General features: G+C 72.3%; 19 protein-coding genes. 9 read left to right on the top strand and 10 right to left on the bottom strand.

Annotated elements, in window-relative coordinates; all coding sequences use genetic code 11:
• Positions 1-191: 191 nt before the first annotated feature.
• Together D458_RS0128365 and D458_RS0128360 are read right to left on the bottom strand one after the other, a co-directional pair.
• The gene (locus D458_RS0128365) at positions 192-839 is read right to left on the bottom strand and encodes an alpha-ketoglutarate-dependent dioxygenase AlkB family protein (RefSeq protein ID WP_026119765.1); all 648 of its coding nucleotides are present in this window, start codon (positions 837-839) and stop codon (positions 192-194) included.
• 77 nt (positions 840-916) lie between these two features.
• Positions 917-2,719 (bottom strand): hypothetical protein, encoded by a 1,803-nt coding sequence (locus tag D458_RS0128360; protein WP_017590104.1) that lies wholly within the window; start codon positions 2,717-2,719, stop codon positions 917-919.
• A gap of 153 nt (positions 2,720-2,872) precedes the next feature.
• Here D458_RS0128360 and D458_RS0128355 point away from each other — a divergent pair, with 153 nt between their 5' ends.
• Positions 2,873-3,322 carry a hypothetical protein gene (locus tag D458_RS0128355; protein WP_017590103.1) on the top strand — a complete coding sequence of 150 codons (450 nt, stop codon included), beginning with the start codon at positions 2,873-2,875 and terminating at the stop codon, positions 3,320-3,322.
• Positions 3,319-3,639, top strand: coding sequence for a winged helix-turn-helix domain-containing protein (locus tag D458_RS0128350; protein ID WP_017590102.1), 321 nt, complete (start codon positions 3,319-3,321; stop codon positions 3,637-3,639). The genes D458_RS0128355 and D458_RS0128350 overlap by 4 nt, the downstream gene beginning before the upstream one ends.
• Before the next feature lie 224 nt (positions 3,640-3,863).
• Here D458_RS0128350 and D458_RS0128345 read toward each other — a convergent pair whose 3' ends face one another.
• A complete protein-coding gene (locus tag D458_RS0128345; RefSeq protein ID WP_017590101.1) occupies positions 3,864-4,874 on the bottom strand; it encodes an EamA family transporter in 1,011 nt (336 codons plus the stop codon).
• A 71-nt stretch (positions 4,875-4,945) separates the two neighbouring features.
• Between D458_RS0128345 and D458_RS0128340 the strand changes: the two genes are divergently transcribed.
• Positions 4,946-5,866 carry a LysR family transcriptional regulator gene (locus D458_RS0128340; RefSeq protein WP_017590100.1) on the top strand — a complete coding sequence of 307 codons (921 nt, stop codon included), beginning with the start codon at positions 4,946-4,948 and terminating at the stop codon, positions 5,864-5,866.
• Positions 5,867-5,956: 90 nt separating this feature from the next.
• Here D458_RS0128340 and D458_RS0128335 read toward each other — a convergent pair whose 3' ends face one another.
• Positions 5,957-6,886: a LysR family transcriptional regulator gene (locus D458_RS0128335; protein WP_017590099.1), complete on the bottom strand. Its 930-nt coding sequence runs from the start codon at positions 6,884-6,886 to the stop codon at positions 5,957-5,959.
• 315 nt (positions 6,887-7,201) lie between these two features.
• Here D458_RS0128335 and D458_RS0128330 point away from each other — a divergent pair, with 315 nt between their 5' ends.
• The 3 genes from D458_RS0128330 (at position 7,202) to D458_RS0128320 (ending at position 11,387) form a co-directional block, all read left to right on the top strand.
• Complete coding sequence (locus D458_RS0128330; protein WP_026119763.1) at positions 7,202-7,744, top strand: GNAT family N-acetyltransferase; 543 nt, start codon at positions 7,202-7,204, stop codon at positions 7,742-7,744.
• Positions 7,745-7,981: 237 nt separating this feature from the next.
• Positions 7,982-9,181, top strand: coding sequence for a coiled-coil domain-containing protein (locus D458_RS0128325; RefSeq protein ID WP_017590097.1), 1,200 nt, complete (start codon positions 7,982-7,984; stop codon positions 9,179-9,181).
• Positions 9,182-9,299: 118 nt separating this feature from the next.
• Entirely contained in the window at positions 9,300-11,387 is a 2,088-nt protein-coding gene (locus tag D458_RS0128320; RefSeq protein ID WP_017590096.1) for an FUSC family protein, read from the top strand.
• Between the two features lie 324 nt (positions 11,388-11,711).
• Here the strand turns inward: D458_RS0128320 and D458_RS0128315 are convergent, their stop codons facing one another.
• Positions 11,712-12,365, bottom strand: coding sequence for a cyclase family protein (locus tag D458_RS0128315; RefSeq protein ID WP_017590095.1), 654 nt, complete (start codon positions 12,363-12,365; stop codon positions 11,712-11,714).
• 244 nt (positions 12,366-12,609) lie between these two features.
• Here D458_RS0128315 and D458_RS0128310 point away from each other — a divergent pair, with 244 nt between their 5' ends.
• From D458_RS0128310 to D458_RS0128300, 3 genes are all read left to right on the top strand, one after another.
• The gene (locus D458_RS0128310) at positions 12,610-13,293 is read left to right on the top strand and encodes a lysophospholipid acyltransferase family protein (RefSeq protein WP_026119762.1); all 684 of its coding nucleotides are present in this window, start codon (positions 12,610-12,612) and stop codon (positions 13,291-13,293) included.
• Between the two features lie 278 nt (positions 13,294-13,571).
• A complete protein-coding gene (locus tag D458_RS0128305) occupies positions 13,572-14,918 on the top strand; it encodes an FAD-dependent oxidoreductase (RefSeq protein WP_017590093.1) in 1,347 nt (448 codons plus the stop codon).
• A gap of 402 nt (positions 14,919-15,320) precedes the next feature.
• Entirely contained in the window at positions 15,321-18,272 is a 2,952-nt protein-coding gene (locus tag D458_RS0128300) for a penicillin-binding transpeptidase domain-containing protein (RefSeq protein ID WP_026119761.1), read from the top strand.
• Positions 18,273-18,390: 118 nt separating this feature from the next.
• Here the strand turns inward: D458_RS0128300 and D458_RS0128295 are convergent, their stop codons facing one another.
• From D458_RS0128295 to D458_RS0128275, 5 genes are all read right to left on the bottom strand, one after another.
• A complete protein-coding gene (locus tag D458_RS0128295) occupies positions 18,391-18,729 on the bottom strand; it encodes a DUF3040 domain-containing protein (protein WP_017590092.1) in 339 nt (112 codons plus the stop codon).
• A 222-nt stretch (positions 18,730-18,951) separates the two neighbouring features.
• On the bottom strand, positions 18,952-20,040 hold the full coding sequence (locus D458_RS0128290) for an ABC transporter ATP-binding protein (RefSeq protein ID WP_017590091.1): 1,089 nt from the start codon (positions 20,038-20,040) through the stop codon (positions 18,952-18,954).
• The gene (locus tag D458_RS0128285) at positions 20,037-20,894 is read right to left on the bottom strand and encodes an ABC transporter permease (protein ID WP_026119760.1); all 858 of its coding nucleotides are present in this window, start codon (positions 20,892-20,894) and stop codon (positions 20,037-20,039) included. Before D458_RS0128285 ends, D458_RS0128290 begins: the two co-directional genes overlap by 4 nt.
• Positions 20,891-21,733, bottom strand: coding sequence for a molybdate ABC transporter substrate-binding protein (modA, locus tag D458_RS0128280; protein WP_017590089.1), 843 nt, complete (start codon positions 21,731-21,733; stop codon positions 20,891-20,893). The genes D458_RS0128285 and modA overlap by 4 nt, the downstream gene beginning before the upstream one ends.
• Positions 21,726-22,127 carry a TOBE domain-containing protein gene (locus D458_RS0128275; protein WP_017590088.1) on the bottom strand — a complete coding sequence of 134 codons (402 nt, stop codon included), beginning with the start codon at positions 22,125-22,127 and terminating at the stop codon, positions 21,726-21,728. The genes modA and D458_RS0128275 overlap by 8 nt, the downstream gene beginning before the upstream one ends.
• Between the last annotated feature and the right edge of the window lie 119 nt (positions 22,128-22,246).

The following is a 22,246-nucleotide window of genomic DNA, read 5'->3' as shown; positions in this document are numbered from 1 at the left end:
GCCTGTGTCCGGCCGCTACCCGGCCTGACCTGCCGATCCTGACCCGGGGGCGGCACGGGCGCGCGCCGACACGCCGGGCCCGGCCGGCTGGGGAGGGCCAGACGGTCGGGGTCGGCCCGGCCGGGTCCGGTGCCCTGGTCGGCGATCAGCGCGTGGCGCCCGGGGCAGGGCCGCGGTTCGGGGCCGCCCGGTCAGCCGGGCAGGCCGGAGGCGCGGACGGTGATGTTGAGTCTGCCGTCGAGGCCGAGCCCGGGGTCCGCGGTGCCCGGGCGGGTGCGGGGCACTCCGTGGTAGGCCATGCGGGAGGGGCCGCCGAAGACGAACAGGTCGCCGCTGCGGAGTTCGACGTCGGTGTAGGGGCGGGTGCGGGTCTCGGTGTTGCCGAACCGGAAGACGCAGCTGTCGCCCAGGCTGAGCGAGACCACCGGGGCGCGGGAGAGTTCGTCGCGGTCCTGGTGCATGCCCATGCGGGCGTCGGCGTCGTAGAAGTTGACCAGGGCGACGTCGTAGGGGTCGCCCTCGTGCGGTGTCCCGTAGGCGGCCTCGACGGCGCGGGCGGCCAGGTCGCCGAGCAGGTCGGGGAAGGGCTGGACCGGGGTGCCGTCGGGCAGGGTCCGGGAGTACGAGTACGGGACCCAGTGCCAGCCGAGCGAGGTCATCGAAACGCTCATCACCCCGCCGCGCGGCATGGGGTGGCGGCGGGTCCCGGCGGGTCCGCGGGCCCAGTCGCGGCAGCGCCGGACCAGGTCGATCTGGGTCTGCTGGGTCAGCCATCCGGGCAGGTGGACGGCGCCCGGGGCCACGGTGACGGGCGGTGGGCCGAACAACGCATCATCCATGCACCCATCCTGCCCCGCGCGGGCGACAGAACCGCGCGGGGCGTTCGGGCGTGCGTTCGGGACGGCGCCCCCGCGGGTCAGCGGCGCATCAGGTCGCGGATGTTGACCACGAGGAGCACGACCACGATGACCACGATGGGGACGGTGACGGCGATGCGCCAGTCGGCGATGAAGGCGGCCACCACCCCCACGATCAGGCCGATGACCACGGCGGCGATCGCGATCCCGGTGGCGTACTGGACGAACTTGCGGCGGGCGACGGAGTCGATCGCGGCGAAGGCCAGCACGACCCCGAGCATGGCCCACAGGGTCATCTGCCCGTCGAGCAGGAACAGGGTCAGGGCCAGGGAGATCAGCAGCAGGGGAGTGCTCAGCGCGACCCACAGGTGCAGGAAGCGGTTGGCGCGCTGCTCACCCGAGGCGTAGGGCATGTGCGGTGCGTGGAGGTGCCCGGTCGGGGAGGGCGACAGCGGGGTGTCGCTGTCCAGGGAGCGCACGAGGGTGTCGCGTTCGTCGGCGAGCAGGACCCGCTTCTCGTAGACCTCGGCGAGCTCCTTCTCGAGCTTGCCGATCCGCTGGGCGTACTCGCGGGCGCGGGGCCGGGACTGGGCCTCGCGTTCGAGGACCATGCGGGCCGAGTCGAGCTGGCGGAGCTTGTCGCGGCGTCTGACGATCTCCCCGTCCATGTCGCGCAGGCGCGTCTCCAGGCCGCGCACGTGCGAGCGGAGTTCGGAGCGGGCCGCGCTCTCGCTGGGGGCGACCTTCTGGAGGCCGACCCAGGCCAGCGGGTCGGCCCAGGAGCGGCGGATGGTGCCGTCGCGCTCGTAGCGGGGTCCGCTGGGGGCGCGCTCGCCGTCGAAGAAGTCACGGGTGTCGCGGCCCCACAGGCCGCGGAAGCCGCACACCCAGGGGGTGTCGTCGTCGATGAGGACGGCGTTCCACTCGCGGTCGCCGCCGGGGCCGAGCCGTTCGCCGTCGCCGCGCGCGTAGTCGACGAAGGGCACGCCGATGCCGTGCTGGTTGATGACGCTGTCGGCGCGGAAGAGCCGCTGGGTGAACCGGCGCCAGCCGCGGACGAGGCCGCGCAGGAAGGACGGGTCGACCTGGATGAGGTAGTCGCCGGGGAGCATCTGGTGCGAGTGCGAGCCCGCGCCGACGTAGATCATCGGGTGGGGGCCGTCGCGGTGCAGGTCGGGGTCGACCCAGGAACGGCGCAGGTCGTCGCCGTGGTACTCGTGCGAGGAGGCGCCGACCCACACGGGGCGGGTGGTCCCGTCGGGGTTCTCCACGACGTAGACGGTGACGCGCTCCCAGTCGGCCTCGTGGTCGTTGACCCCGCCGTAGATGGTGCGCCAGTCGTTCATCGCGTAGAAGAACCAGTACTGGAGGATGATGTAGCCGCCCTCGCGGGTGACGCGCCCGTAGTAGGTGGCGCCGCCGTTGTCCACGCGCTCGCGGTAGCGGGTGACCGCGGCGAAGGTGACGCCGCCGGGGACCGCACCGCGGATGAGCAGCGAGAGCTTCATCAGGATGTCGAGGACGCGGCCGAGCACGCCCACGGCGGCCAGGCGGCCGCTCTTGGGGATGACCGAGCGCGCGATGCCCTTGAAGCGGCGGGCCTCCTCGCGCAGCGTCTCCTCCTGCACGAAGCGCAGGTGCTTGTGGCGCCCGGGCCACTCCTCCTCCGCTCGGGAGAGCCGGTCGAGGGTGAGTTCTCCGGCGGGGACGATGACGCTCTCACGTCCGCCGGGTTCCTCGATCCAGAGACTGCAGCTGCGTACGTAGGCGTCCACGTCGGTGGGGAAGAAGAGTTCCCCCTTGGTGCACATGAGCACCGGTTCGTGGGCGCGCAGGAGTTCGAGGTCAGATGTGGCCGCCATGATTCGGTCCAAGTTAGTGCATTCGGAGGCCCCTGCGCGCCTTGGAGTGCCGTGCCGTCGGGTGGGACCCGTCATGCCGTGTTTCTGTCCGGTTCGGGAACTTTCGCGGGATCTTGACTTGCCATGTTGGAAAGTGAGTGACACGATGGAAATATGACGACGGCGGAGGGGATGCGTATGCGCAGGGAAGAGGCCTGGGACGCCCTGGAACAGGCCGGGGCGATGGACGCGAAGGTGCGCCCGATGGGGCGCTGGTACGCGCTGTACGGGATCGGGTTCGGCCTGACCAGCATGATTCTGCTGTTGATCATCGGCATCAGCGACTCCGTCGCGGGCGTGGTCGTCGGAATGACGTTCTACGCGATCGCGCTGTCCGCGCTCGTCGTCTACAGCACGACCCGGCCCGTGAAGCCGCTCGGCTACAACAGACTGCACCTCTGGGGCATCGGCGTGTGGACCCCCGCCTATGTCACCGCCGTTGTGGTGGGTTCGATCCTCTTCAGGGGCGAGCTGCTCTGGTGGGTGCCCATGGCGGTTCTGAGCGCCGTCCCGACGTCCGTGGTGGGACTGATCGTCCTACGCCGCAGCAGGAGCGCCCAGTGAACCACCCCCGCAGCCGACTGGACGAGGTCATCCACTCCCCCGTCCGGTTCTCCGTCGTGGCCGCGCTGGCCTCGGCCGGCCAGATCGAGTTCCGGGTCCTGCGGGACCTGGTGGAGGTCAGCGACTCCGTGCTCTCCAAGCAGATCGCGACCCTGGAGGAGGCCGAGTACGTGGGCGTGACCAAGTTCCGGGTGGGGCGCCGCACCCGGACGTCCCTGGCACTCACCCCGCAGGGCCGCAAGGCCTTCACACAGCACGTCCAGGCGCTGCGCGACATCGCCGACGGTGTGGAGCTGCCCCTGCCCGACGCCGACTGAGACCCGCCGCCCCTCGGTCGCCGCCGTGTCCCAGGCCCCTGCCTCGCGCGGTTCCCACGCGTCCGGGAGCAGCTCCGGAACCGCCTCGAACCGGTCCCGATCGTCGGTCTCCGGCGGGAAGGGCGCCACACGGCCGCCGGAGCGGGGCCGGGCCGGAGTGAAAATCTGACGGTCCTTCGCCGCGCTGCGTCCGCCCTCGCGGGGCTCGCGGCGAAGGACCGGGTTCAGGCGGCCCGCTCGTGCAGGCGGACCTCCCGGTCGGATGACCCGGGGGCGCCGTCCTTCGCCCCCGGGTCGGTCTCGGTGTGCCGTGTCCGTACCCTCTTCACGGTCTTGCGCCCGGGCACGGCGGGGCCTGAGCCCCGGTCCCCTCGGGCGGCACCGATCCCGGCGACCACCACCAGCCCCATCCCCACCAGCTGCACGGCGACCGGCGCCTGACCGATGACGACCAGGCCCATCACCAGGGCGACGGCCGGTTCCAGGCTGGAGAAGGTGCTGTAGGCGGTCCGGCTCATCCGTTGGAGGGCGATCATCTCCAGCAGGAACGGCACCATCGGGAAGAGCAGCGCGATGAGCAGAGTGAACACGATCAGTTCGAGGTCGGGCTCGGCGATCACGGCAGGAGCGCCCAGCGGCGCGGTGACCAGCGCGCCGACGGTCATCGCCAGGGCGAGACCGTGCACGGCGTTGAACCCGGCGCCGACCCTCTGGGTGAGCACGATGTAGCCGACCACGCAGACCGCCCCGGCCAGCGCGAAGCCGATGCCCACCAGGTCGAGGTCGCCCTGCCAGGGTCGGGTCAGGCAGACCACGCCGGCCACCGCGGCGACGATCCACACGAGTTCGCGGCGGCGGCGCATGGCCGCGACGGCGACCACGAGGGTGCCGAGGAACTCGATGGAGGTGGCGGTGCCCAGTTCGATCCGTGCCGTCGCCTCGGAGTAGAACAGCATCATCCCCGCGCTCGCTGTGCCCAGGATCACCACGGAACCCAGTTCACGCGGTGTCGCGGCACGCACGGCCCGCCACAGAGAGGGGCCGCCGAGCGCCAGGAGCATCAGTGCGGCCCACGTCAGCCGGAGCCAGGTGACCGCGGCCGGACTGGCGTGTTCGAAGGCCGTGACGGCCAGGGCGCTGCCCGTGTGCAGCGTGAACATGGCGACGAGCAGCATCAGCGGCGCCGGGACCTGCATCCGGGCGCGACGGGGCGAGGTGAGGAAGGAGGGGATCACCCGACCATTGGATCCAAGTGGTTCGTTTCTGTCCACGGACTGTTGGTTGATGAACCGTGTACTTTTGGTTGATGGACTTCACCCGACTCCGACTGCTCGTCGAACTGGAACGACTCGGCACGATGGCCGCTGTGTCTGAGGTCACAGGCATGAGCACCTCGGCGGTCTCCAAACACTTCGCGGTTCTGGAGAAGGAGGCGGGGGTCCCGCTTCTGGTCCCGGACGGACGGCGGGTGCGGCTCACCCCGGCCGGGCGGCGGCTCGCCGAGCACGCCGTGGACATCCTCGCGCGGGTGGAGACGGCCCAGGCCGAGTTCGACGGCGACACCGACCCCGTGGGCCGCGTGGACCTGGTGATGTTCACGTCCGCGGCGCCGATGGTGCTTCCGGCCGTGCGCCGTCTGCGGCGCGACCACCCCGGGATCGACATCCGCCTGACCGAGTACGAATCGGACCAGGCGCTGGACCTCCTCCAAGACGGCGGGGCGGATCTGGGGGTGGTGTACCAGTACAGTCTTCTCCCCCGGGAATTCCCGGGCACGCTGACGGTGTATCCGGTGGGAACGGAGGCGCTCCTGCTCTCCCAGCCCGCCGAGGGGGCGGACAGCCGGACCCTGACCCGGCGCCGCCTGCGCGAGCTCGCGGACGCCTCCTGGATCGCCAGCCCCTACCGGGGCGACGAGGAGGCCCTGCTGCAGCGCATGTGCGCCGACGCCGGGTTCACCCCCCGGATCAGGCACCGCGTCGACACCCTGGAGCTGTTCGAGGAGCTGGTGGCCACCGGGGCGGGCGTGGGTGTCGTGCCCCGCCTGTCGACCACCACCCGGCGCGGGGTCGCGCACGCGCCGCTGGGCGAGCTGGGCGGGGTCCGGCAGGTCTACCTGGCCGGGCGCACCGGCGGCTGGGCCTGGCGGCCGATCCGGGTGGTCGCCTCGTACCTGCACCAGGCCGCCGAGGACGTGCTCGACGACGTCCCGCCGCTCCCGTTCTGAACGCTGCCGCCGACGGGCTCCGTCGGCGGGCGCGGACCGCGGTCGGAACCGGTGTCGACCGACCGGCTCGGCCCGCAGCGGCCTCCCGGGTCAGCCAGCGACGGCGAAGGGGCCGACCGAGGGGACCGGGACCTTGCTGGCGGCCTCGCGGACGGCGGTGAGCAGCGGTTCGGGGACGGATCCGGCCCGGGACAGCACGATGATGTGGCGGCGCGCGGTCTCGCGTACCCCGCGCACGACGATCTGGGGGTGGTTCAGCCCGGTCCAGGCCAGACGGGGCATCAGGGCGATCCCCAGGCCCGCCTGGACCATGGAGAAGACGGCGCTGAAGTCGTCGACGGTGTGCACGATCCGGGGCTGGAAGCCGGCCTGGTTGGCGGCGGCGGTCACACAGGCGTTCCAGGCGGTGCCCGGCGCGGACAGGATCCAGTCCTCCTCGGCCAGGTCGTCGGCCAGGTGCAGGCTGGTGCGGGTGGCCAGGGGGTGCTGGTAGGGCAGGATCGCGTCGAAGAGCTCGACCATGACCGGGTCGCTGCGGAAGTCCGGGTCGCCCGCGGCCGGCAGGTGGCTGGTGGACATGGTGACGGCCACGTCCAGGCGCCCCGAGCGCACCATCTCGGCGCTCTCCTCGGGTTCGGCCTGCACGACCTCGAAGCTCCACCCGGGGTGGCTGCCGCGCAGGCGGGCCAGGGCCGGGGCGACCAGGTCGCTGATACCCGTGGAGAAGGAGCCCACCCGGACGACCCCGCGGTCGCCGTCGGCGTACTCGGCCAGGTCGGCGGTGGCGCGCTCCATCTCCGCGAAGATCACGTGCGCGCGCTTGAGCAGGACCCGGGCGGCCCCGGTGAGCAGGAAGCGGCGGCCCTGGCGTTCGACGAGGGGGACCCCGGCCTCCTTGGCCAGCGCCGCGAGTTGCTGGGAGACCGCCGAAGGGGTGACGTTGAGCGCCTCCGCGGTGGCTGCCACCGTGCGGTGGTGGTCAAGGGCCTGAAGGAGCTGCAACCGCCGAACGTCGATCATGTCCTCCAATTTAGGACAGAACGAACAGGTTTCGATGGCGTTTCGGACTGATTACCCACTCTTTGTGGGTGATTCCGTACACACCGTCCAGACCGCCCCTACCAGCCCCACACAGAAGACCTCGGAAGAAAGATTCAAGATTTTTTCTCTATAGGGATGTCGCGCGCGGTTTTTCTTCGTGTCGCACCTGTTCCGGCGGAAACCGGCACGTACAGTCAGACCCAGCAGCTCAACCACGGGGCCGCAGAACGCGGCCCCCGGGGATCAGCACCCAATGCTGGTGGAACGGGTGAGAAGAAAATGCAAACTTCGCTGATGACCAAACCTCGTTCAACGAACGTCGGCGTCCTTGGCTTCCGCTACCTCGGAGCACACGAGGTGGAGGAACTGGCCGACCTGTGGGGCGCCCTGCACCAGCAGCACACGGTGACCGCTCCGCACCTCGAGGACATCATCAGCGCGGTGAGCCTGGACGAGTCCTGGCGCCGCCGCCGCGCCCAGTACCTGGCCTGGCTCCGCGACCCCGAGACGATGGCCATCCTCGCCGAGCACGACGGGGACCTGGCCGGGTACGCGATGGTGACCATCCGCGAGAACGCCCAGGGCAGCTGGGACCGCGGTGAGCGGGTCGCCGTCGTGCAGACCTTCGCCATCGACCCCGAGTACACCGGCGCCGGCGTGGGCTCCAAGCTCCTGGAGGAGGTGCGCCGCCAGCTCGCCGCCATGGGCATCCGCGACATCGAGTTCTCCGCGCTGGCCACCGCCTCCGAGGACATCACCTTCCTGGAGCAGGAGGGCTTCCGCCCCTTCGTCACCACGATGGTCTGCCGGGTCGACGGCTTCGGCGCCCACGACTAGCCACTCCCCCAGCCGTTTCCCGGCGCACCGGTCACCGGTGCGCCGCCCGGAACCAGCCCCCGCGCGGTCATACCCACGTCCCGCGCGGGGGCTTCTCCATGCCCGCGTCCCGCCCGTGCCCTGCCCTCGCCCCGTCGGCGAGCGGGCCGCGCACTGCCTGCGAGCGGGCCCGGCCCCGCGACACACCCGCTCCGCACGGCCCGGCAGGAGCCGGGCCCGAAGCGCTACGCTCGGCCCGTGGCCTCCTCCGACTCCAGCACCTGCATCTTCCCCGGCTGTACGCGCCCGGTCCCCCGCGGCTCCTCCCCCGGGCGCCCGCCGCAGTACTGCGATCTGCCCGAACACACCCGCTGGCGGGCGTGGAAGGAACGCCAGCGCCTGGCACAGGAGGCGGAGAACGCCGAGGAGGCGGTCCGCTCCGAACAGGACGAGAACTCCCCCTCCCCCGGTCCCGCCCAGGGCGGTGAGCCCGTCACCGCGGCCCGGCTGCGCGCCGACGACCTCCTCACCCGGTTCGCCGTCCAGGCCGAGCAGCTCAGCGCGACCCTGGACTCGGCCACCGAGGCCTTCGCGACCATGTCCGACCCGGCGGCAGCCGAGGCGCAGGTCGAGGCGGCCCGGCTGGCCGCCGCCCGCCAGGTGTCGGAGGCCGACTCCGCCCGCCTGGAGGCGGAGAACCGCCGCCGGGAGGCCGAGGCGGCCCGCCGTTCGGCGGAGGAGACCACGGCCGCCGCCGTGACCGCCACCCAGGAGGCCGAGCGCATGGCCGAGGAGGCCCTGCGCCGCAGGGACGCGGCCGAGGCCGAACGCGACCGCCGGGTGGAGCTGGCCGACACCGCCGCCCGGGAGCGCGACGCGGCCGTGGCCGAGGCCAACGCCGGACTGGCCTCGGCAGAACGCCGGATCACCGAGACGGCCGAGCGGGCCCGCACCGAGCTGGAACGCGAGCGGGCCGAGTCGGCCAGGGCCCTGGAGCGCGCCCACACGGAGACCGAGCGCCTGCGCACGGAGCTGGCCGAGCAGTCCCGCCGCCGGGACGAGGCCGAGCTGGCCGAACGCGGCGCGCTGGCCCGGGCCGAGCGCGCCGAGGAGCAGGCCGCGCGCGACGCCCGGACGCTGGAGAGCGAGCGCTCCCGGTTCGGTACCGAGCTGGAGCGCGCCCACCAGCGGCTGGAGTCCGACCGCGCGGCCGCCGAGGCCGAACGCGCGCGCCTGACCGCGGAGCTGAACCGTCTGACGGCGGACCGCGAACGCCTCGTCACCGAGCTGGACACCCAGCGCCGCAACGCCGAACTCACGCTCGCGGAGGCCCGTGAGGCCGCCGCCGCGCGCCTGTCCGTGGCCGAGGAGGCCCGCGACCGGGCACTGGAGCGGGCCGAGCGCGCTGAGGCCGCCCTCGAGGGCGCACGTGAGGAAGCTGTCACCGGCCGCTCCTGACCAGGGCCGGAACGGTGCGGGGCCGCTCCGGCCCCGCACCGACTACGTCCCCGTTCGTCCTGTTCGGCTTAGGATGGGCCCCGTGCGAGATCTGGGAACCACTGGTGAGACCGGCCCGATGAACCTGGGCGGGGACGACGACGCCAAGGGCCCGGAACGGGTCACGGTGGGTGAGCGTCCACGACCGCGCGTCGACCTCAAGGCGGTGTTCGGCCTGGAGTCGGGCCCCTGGGCCTGGACGACCGCGGTTCAGGCCGCGGTCGCGATGACGGTCTCCTTCGCCCTGGCCGCGCTGATCTTCGGACCCCAGATCGGCACCCTCGCCGCTCTGGGTTCCATGACCGTCCTGTACGAGAAGAAGACCCCCTACGCCTACCGTGCGGCGGCCCTGGCCCTGGTCGGTCTGGGATTCGTCGCGGCGGTCACCCTCAACTCGCTGGCCGCCTCGATCTCACCGTGGGCGGCGGTGGTCTCCATCGGGCTGACCGCTGGGGTCGCCACCTGGGTGTGCGCCGCCTGGCGGGTGGACAAACCCGGAACGATGTTCTTCGTCCTGGTCGCCACCATCTCCACGATCGCCCCGGGCGGGCTGGCCGAGGTGCCCCTGCACGCTCTGGTCGCCGCGCTGGGGGCCGCCGTGGGGTGGACGGTGTCGATGTCCGGCGCCCCGCTGCGCGCCCGCCACCCCGAGTACCGTGCGGTGGCCGGGGCCTACCGGGCGCTGGCCTCGCTGCTGCGGTCGGTGGGCACACCCGACCTCGACCACGCCCAGCACACGTCCTCGGTCGCCCTCGCCGAGGCGTGGCGGATCGTGCTGCTCGGCCAGACCCGCGGCTACCGGACCACACCCGAGGCGGCCCGGCTGCGCGCCCTGCTGCGCTGGGTCTCCGACATCCACCTGGCCGCGACCCAGGTGTGCATGGCACGGCCCACCACGCTGCCCGACGAGGCCGCGGAGTTCGCCGACCGGATGGCGCTGGCCGTCGCCGACCCGAGCAGTGCCCCCGACCCGGACTCGCTGGACGAACTCCGCCGGGGCATGCGGCCGCGTTCGCTGGAGGCCCGGCTGTACAACCTGCTGTCGAGGGCCGCCCAGGCAGCGCGCCGCGGCCACGACGAGGAGGAGGACGAGGACGACAAGCGCACCACCGCCCTGGAAGACGACCGCTATCCCGCCCTGTGGAGTTCCCTGCGGTCCAGTCTGAGCGGTGACTCCCTGATCCGCCCGACCGCGCTGCGCATGTGGCTGACGGTGACCCTCGCGGGCGCGTTCGGCCTGTGGATGGGCCTGGACCACTACTACTGGGTGGCCCTGACCACGACCGCGGTCCTTCAGGGCGGCAACGTGGTGCTGACCATGAACCGTTCGGTGCAGCGGTCCCTGGGGACGCTGCTCGGTGTGCTGGGCGGGGTCGCGCTGCTCACGCTGGACCTGCCGCTGGCCGCGGTGATCCTCCTGGCCGGGCTGCTCCAGGGCGCCACCCAGCTGGTCGTGGGCCGCAACTTCTTCTACGGCTCGGTGCTGCTGACCCCGATGGCGCTGATGCTGTCCTACACCGCCCACCCCTATCCCGTCACCGAACTGGCGGGGTCCAGGATCATCGACACCCTGGTGGGTTCGGCCTTCGGCATGCTGGGCGCGCTGCTGCTGTGGCGCAAGGCCTCGGCGGCCCGGCTGCCGCAGGCCATCTCGGGCGTGCTGGAGAGCACCCGCCAGTGCATGATGCTGGTGCTGGACCAGGACGTGGAGATCACCGAGAAGCGCCGCTACCAGCTGCGCCGGGACATGCGGGCCTCCCTGGTGAACCTGCGCGGTGTCTACGAGAGCGCCATCGGCGACGTGCCCCGCGCCGCCTCCACCCGTCCGCTGTGGCCGGTGGTGGTGGCCACCCAGCGCATCGGTTACCTGGCGTTGGCGGCGCTGTCCCAGGACCGCAGCCCGGAGCCCGCGGGCACGATCACCCTGCAACGGGTGGACCTGGCCTTCCACGAGCTCATCGCCTCGATGGAGGAGCGCCGTACCCCGCGGCTGGGCGCCCTGCCGCGCCTGCCCGCCTACCCCCGGATCAACATGGAGCTGCGGGCGCTGGCCAATTCGATGACCAGCGCCGTCGCCCAGGACGAGCGGGCCGCCCAGCAGGAGGCCGAGCGCCGGGCCCAGCGCGAACAGCGCCGCGCCCAGAAGGACGTCGACGCCGACCTCTAGCCACGGATGGCCGCTCACGCCCAGCGGCAGAGGGTTGCCGTTCGGGCGCCGGCAGGTGGTGTTGCAGGAAGCCCGAGGAGGTGCCGGAGGTGGGATTGCCCGGGAAGTACCGTCGGCCTCCAGGCCGCCCGTTGAGGGCGGTGGCGGGCGACGGGTGGGCGGAGGCCCAAGGGGGTGCTTTCGTTCGGGCGCCGGCAGGGTTTTGGAGGTGCCGGAGGTGGGATGGCGAGGAACGAGCCATCACACCGTAGGTACCGAAAGTTCCTGCCATCATTGGCGCCCGAACACGGGCCGAAGCGAAGCGGAGGCCCAAGAAGACAGGCCTCAGCCGGTGAGGGCGAAGGCCCGTACGGGGAAGGCGGCCACGCCGCGGACCTTGGCGGGGACCGCGTAGAAGGAGAAGCCGTCCGCGGGGAGCTGGTCGAGCAGGCACAGGTGCGTGACGATCGGGATGCCCGCCGCGAGCAGGGCGGCCTGGGCGGGTCGGGCGCCCTCGGCGGCGGGGGAGGTGTCGTCGACACTGACCGAGTCGATGCCCACCAGGACGGCTCCGGCCTCGACGAGGGTCTTGGCCGCCGTCTCGGTCAGGTGGGGGTGGTCGGGCCGCCCGTAGGCCTCGGTACGCCAGTGCCGGTCCCAGCCGGTGCGCACCAGGACGGCGCGGCCGCGCAGGTCGAGGCCGGTGAAGGCCTCGGGGCCGATCTGGCGGCCCTCGGTGGCGGTGACCACGACTCCGGGGAGGTCGGCGACCCGTTCCAGGTCCAGGTCGGCCGGGTCCGCCCCGTCCCGGTAGCGGTGGGCGGGCATCTCGACGTAGGTGCCGGTGGCTCCGACCATCGTGACCCGGCCGCTGCTGTTCCCGTGCCCCGGGACCCCTCCCGCGACGGTGGTGCTCTCCTCGATCACGGGTTCGGGCAGGCCCGGACAGGTGGTCATCCCGTCGGTGATCTGGTGGCTGACATCGACCAGTTTCGGCATGGCTGTCTTCCTCACTCGCATCCGGAGAAGCCCTCCGACCGGAGCCAGAGGTCTAGACCATCAGCGTAGCGCGTGTGGCCTGGGTCACGGGAGTGGTAGGGAGTTCTCTCTTGGGAGACCTCGCCCCCGCGACCCCGCGCCGAACCCGGATAAGCTCTGGTGGCACGACAGCGGACCGACGGTCCCGCCCGTGCGTCCACACCCCGCGCGAATCCGCCACCCACCGAGAAGGGGCGACTTCATAGTGTCACTGTACGGAGCGGCCAAGGCCGTTGTCGCACCCGCCAGCCGCGTGCTGTGGCCCCAGCGGGTGGAGGGCGCGCACCACGTCCCGGCGCAGGGACCGGTGATCCTGGCAGCCAACCACCTGTCGATCATCGACCCCCTCTTCATCGGGGTGGCCTGCCCCAGACCGGTGCGCTTCATCGCCAAGAAGGAGCTCTTCGACGAGAGCACCCTGGTCAAGCGGATGGTGTCCCGGACCCTGCGGGCCCTGGGTCCGGTGTCGGTGGACCGCCGCCCGGGCCAGAGCTCCCAGGAGGCGATGGACAACAGCGTGGAGGTCATCAACGGCGGCGAGGTCTTCGGGATCTTCCCCGAGGGCACCCGCTCCCCCGACGGCCACCTGTACAAGGGGCAGACCGGCCTGGCCTGGCTGGCACTGAGCACCGGGGCGCCCGTGGTCCCGGTCGCGCTCACCGGCACCGGGCGCATCCTGCCGCCCGGCCGCAAGATCCCCTCGTTCAACCGCGTGGGCGTGAGCTTCGGCGAACCGGTCGACCTGTCCCCCTGGACGGGCCGGGCGGACAAGGCCAAGCCCCGGCGGGAGGCCACCGACGCCATCATGGACGCGATCGCCAAGCTGTCGGGCCAGGATCAGATCGCCCGGTACGCCGCCTCGGTCAAGGCCGAGATCGAGGGCAAGTGACTTTCCCCACAGCCGGCGCCGGGCTGATTCGGCCTTGACGGGGCGTTGACCCCAGACTGAAGGCCCTTTCAGCGAACCCGGATCGGGCCCCCTGCCTGGAATGCCGTCGGCGAACGGCACTCCGGAGCGCAATCGCCTCCCCGGAGGCGAGAGCAGAATTCCCTACCCCTATAGTGGGTTTTTCCGGTGGCGACATCGGATAGATTAGGCGAGCCTTACCTATGGCGTCCGACCCTGGCGCGAAGACTTGGAGCTGTGCGATGACGCGACCACTGCGAGTGGGAATCGTGGGTGCGGGCCCGGCGGGAATCTACGCCGCGGACCTGCTCACCAAGGACGAAACCCTGTCCGCGTGCGGCACGTCCGTCAGCATCGACATCCTCGACAAGCTGCCGTCGCCCTACGGCCTGGTCCGCTACGGCGTGGCCCCGGACCACCCCCGGATCAAGCAGATCCAGGGTGCGCTGCACAAGATCCTCGACAAGCCGGAGATCACCTTCTACGGCAACGTCGAGTACGGAGTGGACCTCAAGCTCGAGGACCTGCGCCGCCACTACGACGCGGTCGTCTTCGCCACCGGCAGCGACCGCGACCGCACGCTCGACATCCCCGGCGTCGACCTGCCCGGCAGCCACGGCGCCGCCGACTTCGTCTTCTGGTACGACTCGCACCCGGACGTCAACCCGTCCTGGCACGTCGACGGCACCAGCGTGGCCGTGATCGGCGCGGGCAACGTCGCCGTGGACGTCGCGCGCATCCTGGCCAAGGACGCCGACGACCTGCTGTCCACCGACATCACGGACAACGTCTACGAGGGCCTGCGCGCCAAGCAGATCACCGACGTGCACGTGTTCGCCCGGCGCGGCATCGCCCAGTGCAAGGCCACCCCGATGGAGCTGCGCGAGCTGGACAAGCAGCCCGGCGTCGAGGTCCTGGTCTACGCCGAGGACTTCGAGATGGACGAGGGCAGCCTCAAGGCCTGCGAGGAGTCCAACCAGGTCAAGACCAACGTCAAGGTCCTCCAGAACTGGGCGATCCGCGACGAGCGCGGCGCCGACCGCCGCCTGCACCTGCACTTCCTGCACTCGCCCGTGGAGATCCTCGGCGAGGACAGGGTGACCGGTATCCGTACCGAGCGCATGGAGCTGACCGGCGACGGCAACGTCAAGGGCACCGGCGAGTTCGTCGACACCGAGGTCCAGGCCGTCTACCGCGCCATCGGCTACCTGGGCTCGCCCCTGGCCGACCTGCCCTTCGACGATGAGCGCGGGGTCGTCCCGAACTCCGAGGGCCGGGTCCTGGACCTGGACGAGGAGCACGTCGACGGCGTGTACGCCACCGGTTGGATCAAACGCGGCCCGGTCGGCCTGATCGGCCACACCAAGGGCGACGCCCTGGAGACCGTGACCAACCTGGTCGCCGACCGCGAGTCCTTCACGCCGGCCGCAGAGCCGGACCCCGTCGCCTTCCAGGCGCTGCTCGCCGAGCGCGGTGTCGAGTACACCACCTGGGAGGGCTGGAAGCGGATCGAGGCCAAGGAGGAGGAGCTGGGCGCCGAGCGCGGCCGCAAGCGCCTCAAGCTGCTCAGCCGCGAGGAACAGACCAGCGTCGCACGGCAGGCCTAGGGTCTCCACAACCCCGGAGCCCCGTGTGAGCGTCCCGGCCGGTCCCGTACCCCTTTGCGGGACCGGCCCTTTGTCTTTACCCGATCCGCGCCGCCTCTCACCGTGAGATTGCGCATGCGGCTCTCCTGTGCCTCGTGGAACAACTCCCCGGACGGATGGGTTAGAGTCACTGTTGGTCGGTGTGGTAGCAAGTGTCCCCCGGGCCTCAACTATTGCCTTCGCGGAATACCGCGTCCGGCACCCGCTCCTCGCGGGCGGGCTGATCGGACGGCCAGGAGCCCCGTTGTGCCCCGCGCCGAGAGGCGACCGCCATGCCGACCATCATCCTCGTGCCCCGCTCCCACCGAGGTGGGAGCGGGGCATCGTGGTATCTCCAGGAAACGTAACGAAGGACGGTCAGGCGTGGACGAACGGTCCCCCCGGCAGCCGGATTCCTCCGGGCCGCCCGAGGATTCGGATGGCACAGAGGCGCGTCAACCGCGCCCGGAGAACCCCTACCGCATCCCCCAGCGACCTCCCGGGGCCCGCCCCGCGGAGACCGGAGGCCTCGGCTTCGAGCCCTCGGGGCCCGTTCGGCAGGAGGGCGCCGTCGAACCGGCGCCGCCGGCCGACCGGCCGGACGAGGCCGCGGAACCCTGGGGCACCCCCTACCGGGGGTCGCACCAGGCCCCCGCGCCCGAACCCGGAGCCGAGCCCGCTTCGTGGAACGAGCCCGAGCCCGAGCAAGCTTCGTGGGCCGCGCCCGAGGCCGAACAGCCCTCGTGGAACGCGCCCGACGCCGATCGCTCCTCGTGGAACGAACCCGAGGCCGAACAGCCCTCGTGGAACGAACCCGAGGCCGAACAGCCCTCGTGGAACGCGCCCGACACCGTGAACGAGCCCTGGCAGGAGCCCCGCACGAGCCGGGACCAGCCCGAGCAGCAGTGGGGGCAGCCCGCGCAGAACCCCGACCAGGGGTGGCCCGCGCCCGAGGAGCCCTCCGCGGAGCGCCCTCCCGAGCCTTCGCAGGCCTGGAACAGTCCCGACACGGTCGCCCAGTCCTCCTGGGGCCGGCCGGTCGAGCCCCCCACCGACGAACCCCACGAGCCGTGGGGCACCCCGGTCGCGCCGCGGCCCGCCCAGGCGGACCGGAACGGTCCCGCCGGGCAGCAGGCCCCTCAGGAGTCCTGGGACGACCCCGGGACCGGAGCCCAGGAGGGCTGGGCCGCCCAGGCCGCCCAGGGTTACGACGGCCCGGGACACGACAGCTCGGGGTACGACAGCCAGGGGTACGGCACTCCGGGGTACGAGACCCCCGGTTACGCGAGCCCCGGTTACGACCACTCCGACCACTCCGGCTACGGGTCCCAGGGGAACGAGAGCCAGGGTCACGAGGCGCACCGGCCCGAGGGTGCCGCGGTCTCCCCCGAGGCGTGGGAGACCCCGTACGCGGGCCAGCCCGCATACCAGGGCGACACTCCCTACCCCGGATCCGCTCCGGAGCCGTCCGCCCACCACGACCCGCAGGAGGAGGGGCGGAGCCGCAGCGACAGCTACGAGTTCCTCTACAGCGGTCAGGGCGGCTACGGCGGCCCCGAAGGGCCGGGCGGCCACACCGGCCCCGGTGGTCCCGGTGGTCCCGGTGGTCCCCAGGGCCCCGACGACCCCTATGACGACGACGCCTACGACCCCGGCCCGCCGCCGCCCCGGAAGAAGTCCCGCCGCGGGCTGATCATCGGCGTGGTCGCGAGCGTGGTCGTCCTGGCGCTGCTCGGCGGTGCCGCCGGCTGGTACGTGTACACACTGCCCCAGCCCGAGGAGGCCACGGCCGAGTACGAGGCCGCCTGGGAGGACCAGGACTTCGCCCGGCTGGCCGCCGTCACCACCGGTGACGACGCCGAGGAGATCCTCGGTGGGATCGACGCCGGTCTGGGTGTCGACGGCGTCGAGGTCGAGATCGGCACGCCCACCACGGAGGGCAGCACCGGCAGCGCGCCCTACGAGGTGACCGTGGCACTGACCAACGCCGACGACTGGGGTTGGGAGGGCGAGCTCCCGCTCGTGCGCGAGGACGGCGAGTGGTGGGTGGACTTCTCACCCGAGGTCGCCTACCCCGGGCTCGGCGAGGGCCAGGTCCTGGCCCGTACCGCGGTGTGGGGTGAGCGCGGCCAGATCCAGGCCGCCGACGGCACCCAGCTGGACACCCCGGAGCTCTCCGGTTCGCTCCAGATGATCGTGGGCGAGCTGGGCGAGGCCGACGAGGACGACGTCGAGCGGCTCGGCCCGGCCTACAGCGTCGGCGACACCGTCGGCAAGACCGGCCTCCAGCGCACCTACGAGGAGCGGCTGGCCGGTGAGGCCGCGACCACCATCGTGATGGTGGACGCCGCCGAGGCCGAGGAGCTCGACTCCCTGGAGGTCACCGAGGAGAACACCGTCACGACCCTGGACGGTTCCGACGGCGAGTCCGTCACCACCAGCATCGACATGACGGTCCAGAACGCCGCGGCCAACGCCGTCATCGACTCCGACAAGGACACCGGGATGGTGGCGATCCGCCCCTCCACCGGTGAGATCCTCGCGGCGGTGAACGTGCCCGGCGGGTTCAACCGGGCCTTCGAGGGCCAGTACCCGCCCGGCTCCTCCTTCAAGATCGTCACCTACAGCTCGCTGTTGGACAACGGTCTGTCGGTGGACGCCACCATGGACTGCCCCAAGGAGTACGACCTGGGCGGCTGGCCGTTCCGCAACGCGGGCGAGGCCGAGTACGGGGAGCAGACGGTGACGGAGGCGTTCGCGACCTCCTGCAACACCGCGCTGGCGCACGAGATCGGTCAGCACCTGAGCCCGGAGAACCTCCAGGCCAGCGCCGAGCAGTTCGGGATGAACGCCCCGCTGGACATCGGTGTGAACACCCACGAGCCGAGCTTCCCGCCCGTGGACAGCGCCACCATGATGGGTGCCCAGGGCATCGGCCAGGGCCAGATCCTCACCTCACCGCTGCACATGGCGACGGTGCCCGCTGCGGTCGCCGACGGTTCCTGGCGGCACCCGGTGCTGGTCACCGAGCCCGCCCGGGAGGACCTGCCCGAGCCCAACCCGATCGGCAACGCCGAGGCCCTGCGTCCGATGATGCGCGCGGTGATCACCGAGGGCACCGCCAAGGACGCCGGTTTCCAGGGCGAGGTGTACGGCAAGACGGGCAGTGCCGAGTTCGGCACCGCCGACGACGCCGACGAGGACGGCGAGCTGCCCAGCCACGCGTGGATGGTCGGCTACAAGGGCGACGTGGCCTTCGCCGTGGTGGTCGACGGCGGTGGCGGCGGCGGTTCCGTGGCCGGCCCGCTGGGAGCCAAGTTCACCAACGCTCTCTGACCGCGAGCACGTCAGGCCCCGTCCGGAACACGCTTCCGGGCGGGGCCTTTCCCGTGCGGTCCGGCGCCGCGCGGACCGGCGGCGTTCTCCGAGCCCCGGGGGACGTGGGGCCCGGAGGTCAGCTGACCGGTTCGGCCGGTTCGGGCGGCCCCTCCACCGGGTCGCCCTCCGGCGCCGGATCGGGCGCGTTCTCCTGCGAGGTCTCGGCGGGCCGGGGGACGTCGGGCTGGGGCGCGCTCGGTGTGAGCACGAACAGCAGGACGAGCAGCCCCGCGGTGACCACCGCGATCAGCCCGCAGGCCACCCATGGTTTCCAGCTCCGCAGCCCTGGGTCGGCCGGGGCGTCGGGGTCGTCGGTCCCGAAGGCCTCCAGACGTCCGGCAAGGTCCGGGGCGTCCTCGCTGAGCTGCCGCTCGATCTCCTCGAGGATCCTTCGCTCATGCTCTCTCAGGGACATGGAACCCTCCTCGGCCGTTGGGGGAAGGACTGTCGTCACCGGGTGTCCTACAGTCTCCCCCGGGTGAGGGGTGGATATCCAAGTGTCCACAGGATTTCCGTACCCGTTTTTCACGGTTGGGACCGAAAGGACACTGTTCGTTCCGACATGTGGGAGCCGTGTCTCACCGGAGGGCGGGCCCCGGGCCCCTCCAGGCGGGCGGATCCGCTTCCCCTGCCCGGCTCAAGCCGGGTAGCACTCGACCTCGGAGGCCTTGACCCCCGCCCAGACCGTGTCGCCCCGGGACAGCCCGAGCTCGGCCAGGGCCGCGGGGGTGATGTCCGCTGCCAGAGACGGCGGGCCGTCCAGGTGCACGCGGACCTGGTCGCCGAAACGCTCGATCCCGTCCACCGTCAGCCGCCACACGTTGCGTGTGCTGCCGCGGGGGTGCTCGGGGTACAGCGCCACCGCGCGCGGCGGGAAGGCCACCAGGGCCGGACCGCGGTGCGGCTCGCGCACCGCCACCCGGGCGGGCCCGTCAGGGGCCGCCCCCTCCAGGACCACCGTCTCCCCCTCGCCCCGCCCCTGGAAGAGGTTGAGCCCCACCAGGCGGGCCACGTAGGAGGTACGCGGCCGTCGGGCCACCTCGGCGGGCTCGCCCCGCTGCACGACCCGGCCGGACTCGATCACAGCGATGCGGTCGGCCAGCACCATGGCGTCCAGCGGGTCGTGGGTGACCAGCACCGTCACTCCGTCGAAGTCCTCCAACAGGTGGCGCAGCCGGGCCCGGACGTCGATGCGGGTACTGGCGTCCAGCGCCGCCATCGGCTCGTCCAGCAGGAGAAGGCGGGGGCGGACCGCCAGCGCGCGGGCCAGGGCCACCCGCTGGGCCTGGCCGCCGGAGAGCTGCCGGGGCCGCGAGCGGGCGTGCGCGGTCAGGCCCATGTGGTCGAGCAGTTCGGCGGCGCGGGCACGCGCCTCGGCCTTGCTCGCGCCCTGGCAGCGGGGGCCGAAGGCGACGTTGTCCAGGGCGCTCATGTGCTCGAAGAGCAGGTAGTCCTGGAAGACCATGCCGATGGGGCGGTGTTCGACGGCCGTGGTGGTCTCGTCCGCGCCGTCCAGGAGCACGTGCCCGCCGGTGAGGGGGGCCAGCCCGGCCAGGGCGCGCAGCGCGGAGGACTTGCCCGCTCCGTTGGGCCCCAGCAGGGCGAGGATCTCGCCGGGGGCCGCGGTCAGGTCCACGTCGAGGGTGAAGTCCCCCCGCCGCACACGCAGTCCGGCGTCGAGCGCGAAGGTGTCGGGGGCCGGGGCGGCCGGCCCGGTCGGCCTCACGCGGCGTTCACCCACCTCTCGCGCAGGGTGGCCAGGACCACCAGGGACACCAGGAGCAGGACCAGGCTCAACACGACGGCGGCCTCCGGGTCGCGCTGCATGGCCATGTAGACGGCCAGCGGCATGGTCTGGGTGGTACCGGGGAAGTTCCCCGCGAAGGTGATGGTCGCGCCGAACTCACCCAGGGCGCGCGCCCAGCACAGCACCGCGCCGGCCCCGATCCCGGGCAGGACCATGGGCAGGGTGACCCGGGTGAAGATCGTGACGCGGTCGGCTCCGAGGGTGGCGGCGGCCTCCTCGTAGCGGCGGTCGGCCCCGCGCAGGGCCCCCTCCACGCTGATCACCAGGAAGGGCATGGCCACGAACACCTGGGCGATGACCACGGCGGCGGGGGTGAAGGGCAGGGTCAGTCCGAACCAGGCGTCCAGGTACCGGCCGACGAGGCCGTTGCGGCCCAGGACCATCAGCAGGGCCACACCGCCCACCACGGGCGGGATCACCAGGGGGACGGTGACCAGGGCCCGCACGAACCGGCGGCCGGGGAACCCGGTGCGGGCCAGCATCCAGGCCAGGGGGATGCCGAAGACCAGCGAGACGACGGTGGCCGCGGTGGCGGTGGACAGTGACAGCCACAGGGCGCGGAGCACGTCGGGTTCGGTGATGCGGGCGCCCATGGTGGGCCAGGGGGCGCGGACGAGCATCCCGGCGAAGGGCAGGACCAGGAAGAGGACGCCGACCACCGCTGGGACGACGAGGACCCAGGGGATGCGCCCGGACCTGGTGCGCGGGGCCCGGGTCCGCGGAGCGCGTACGACCGGCGCGTTCCCCGGCGGGCGGGGTGTCCCGGTGGTCACGGGGCGCCGAACCCCGCCTCGCCCAGGACGGCCGCGCCCTCGGCGGAGGTGACCGCCTCGATCCAGGCGGCGGCGAGTCCGGGGCCGGCCGGGCCCGGGAGCGCGCCGATCGGGTAGTCGTTGACCGCGTCCTCGGCCTCGGGGAACTCCAGGCCCTCGACCCGGCCCTCGGCGGCGACGACGTCGGAGGCGTAGACCAGGCCGGCGTCGACCTCGCCCAGTTCGACCTTGGTCAGGACGGCGCGGACGTCCTCCTCGTAGGTGACCGGGGTGATGTCCAGGCCGGAGGCCTCCAGGGCGGTGGCCGTGGCGGAGCCGCAGGGCACCTCCTCGGCGCAGAAGGCCGTCCGGACGTCGTCTCCGGCCAGGTCCTCCAGGTTCTCGATCCCGGCGGGGTTGTCCGACGGCACGGCGATCCGCAGGGTGTTGGTGGCGAAGACCCGTCCGCTCCCGCCGTGCTCGGCGGCCCAGTCGGCGTCCAGGCCCTCGCCCTCCACGACCTGTTCCATCGTCGCGGTGTCGGCGGCGGCGAACACGTCCGCGGGCGCACCGGAGTTGATCTGCTGGGCCAGTTCACTGCTGCCCGCGAAGTTGAAGGTGACCTCGACCCCGGGATACCGCTCCTGGAAGTCCTCGGCGATCTCGGTGAAGGCGTCGGTGAGGGAGGCCGCGGCGAACACGGTCAGCCCGCCGCTGAGCGCGCCGCCGGGCGCCGCGGTGTCCCCGTCGGAGGAGGTGTCCCCGGCGCCGCAGGCGGCCAGGCCCACGGCGAGCGCGGCGGCGGCGAACACGGTGACCGGGCCGCGGCCCCGCCCGGCTCGGGGGGCGGTGTCACGCATGGTGTCCTCCGGTGGTCTCGATCACGACGTTGGTGGACTTGACGACGGCCGTGGCCTGGCTCCCGACCTCCAGGCCGAGCTCGTCGGCGGCCTCACGGCTCATCAGGGAGACCACCCGGTGCGGCCCGGCCTGGATCTCGACACTGGCCATGACCCGGTCGCGGACCACGTTGGTGACCAGTCCCTGGAAGCGGTTGCGGGCGGAGGAGACCCGGCGGCCGGGGTCCTCGTCGGCCCCGGCGCGCATGAACGCGGCGAGTTCGGCGCCGTCGAGGAGTCGGCGGCCGGAGGCGTCCCGGGAGGCGGCCAGACGACCGGAGTCGACCCATCGGCGCACGGTGTCGGCGCTGACGCCGAGCAGGTCGGCGGCCTCACTGATCTGGAAGGTCGGCATGGGAAGAACCTACTACTCGCACATGCAAGGGCGTCACGTGTATGTGGGTAGCACATCGTAACTTTTCACGGGGATTCTTGGTGGATATGCCAGTTGCCCGTCGGGGGGACGGCCCTTCG

Source organism: Nocardiopsis ganjiahuensis DSM 45031 (assembly GCF_000341085.1).
Lineage (GTDB): Bacteria > Actinomycetota > Actinomycetes > Streptosporangiales > Streptosporangiaceae > Nocardiopsis > Nocardiopsis ganjiahuensis.
Note: the sequence above shows the minus strand (reverse complement) of the source record. Positions and strands in the feature narration are given on the sequence as shown.

Excerpts from the sequence above, each read along its gene's own strand:
- D458_RS0128365 (WP_026119765.1), bottom strand. The coding sequence starts at position 839 with ATGGATGATGCGTTGTTCGGCCCACCGCCCGTCACCGTGGCCCCGGGC.
- D458_RS0128360 (WP_017590104.1), bottom strand. The coding sequence starts at position 2,719 with ATGGCGGCCACATCTGACCTCGAACTCCTGCGCGCCCACGAACCGGTG.
- D458_RS0128355 (WP_017590103.1), top strand. The coding sequence starts at position 2,873 with ATGACGACGGCGGAGGGGATGCGTATGCGCAGGGAAGAGGCCTGGGAC.
- D458_RS0128340 (WP_017590100.1), top strand. The coding sequence starts at position 4,946 with ATGGACTTCACCCGACTCCGACTGCTCGTCGAACTGGAACGACTCGGC.
- D458_RS0128335 (WP_017590099.1), bottom strand. The coding sequence starts at position 6,886 with ATGATCGACGTTCGGCGGTTGCAGCTCCTTCAGGCCCTTGACCACCAC.
- D458_RS0128330 (WP_026119763.1), top strand. The coding sequence starts at position 7,202 with ATGACCAAACCTCGTTCAACGAACGTCGGCGTCCTTGGCTTCCGCTAC.
- D458_RS0128320 (WP_017590096.1), top strand. The coding sequence starts at position 9,300 with ATGAACCTGGGCGGGGACGACGACGCCAAGGGCCCGGAACGGGTCACG.
- D458_RS0128315 (WP_017590095.1), bottom strand. The coding sequence starts at position 12,365 with ATGCCGAAACTGGTCGATGTCAGCCACCAGATCACCGACGGGATGACC.
- D458_RS0128295 (WP_017590092.1), bottom strand. The coding sequence starts at position 18,729 with ATGTCCCTGAGAGAGCATGAGCGAAGGATCCTCGAGGAGATCGAGCGG.
- modA (WP_017590089.1), bottom strand. The coding sequence starts at position 21,733 with ATGCGTGACACCGCCCCCCGAGCCGGGCGGGGCCGCGGCCCGGTCACC.
- D458_RS0128275 (WP_017590088.1), bottom strand. The coding sequence starts at position 22,127 with ATGCCGACCTTCCAGATCAGTGAGGCCGCCGACCTGCTCGGCGTCAGC.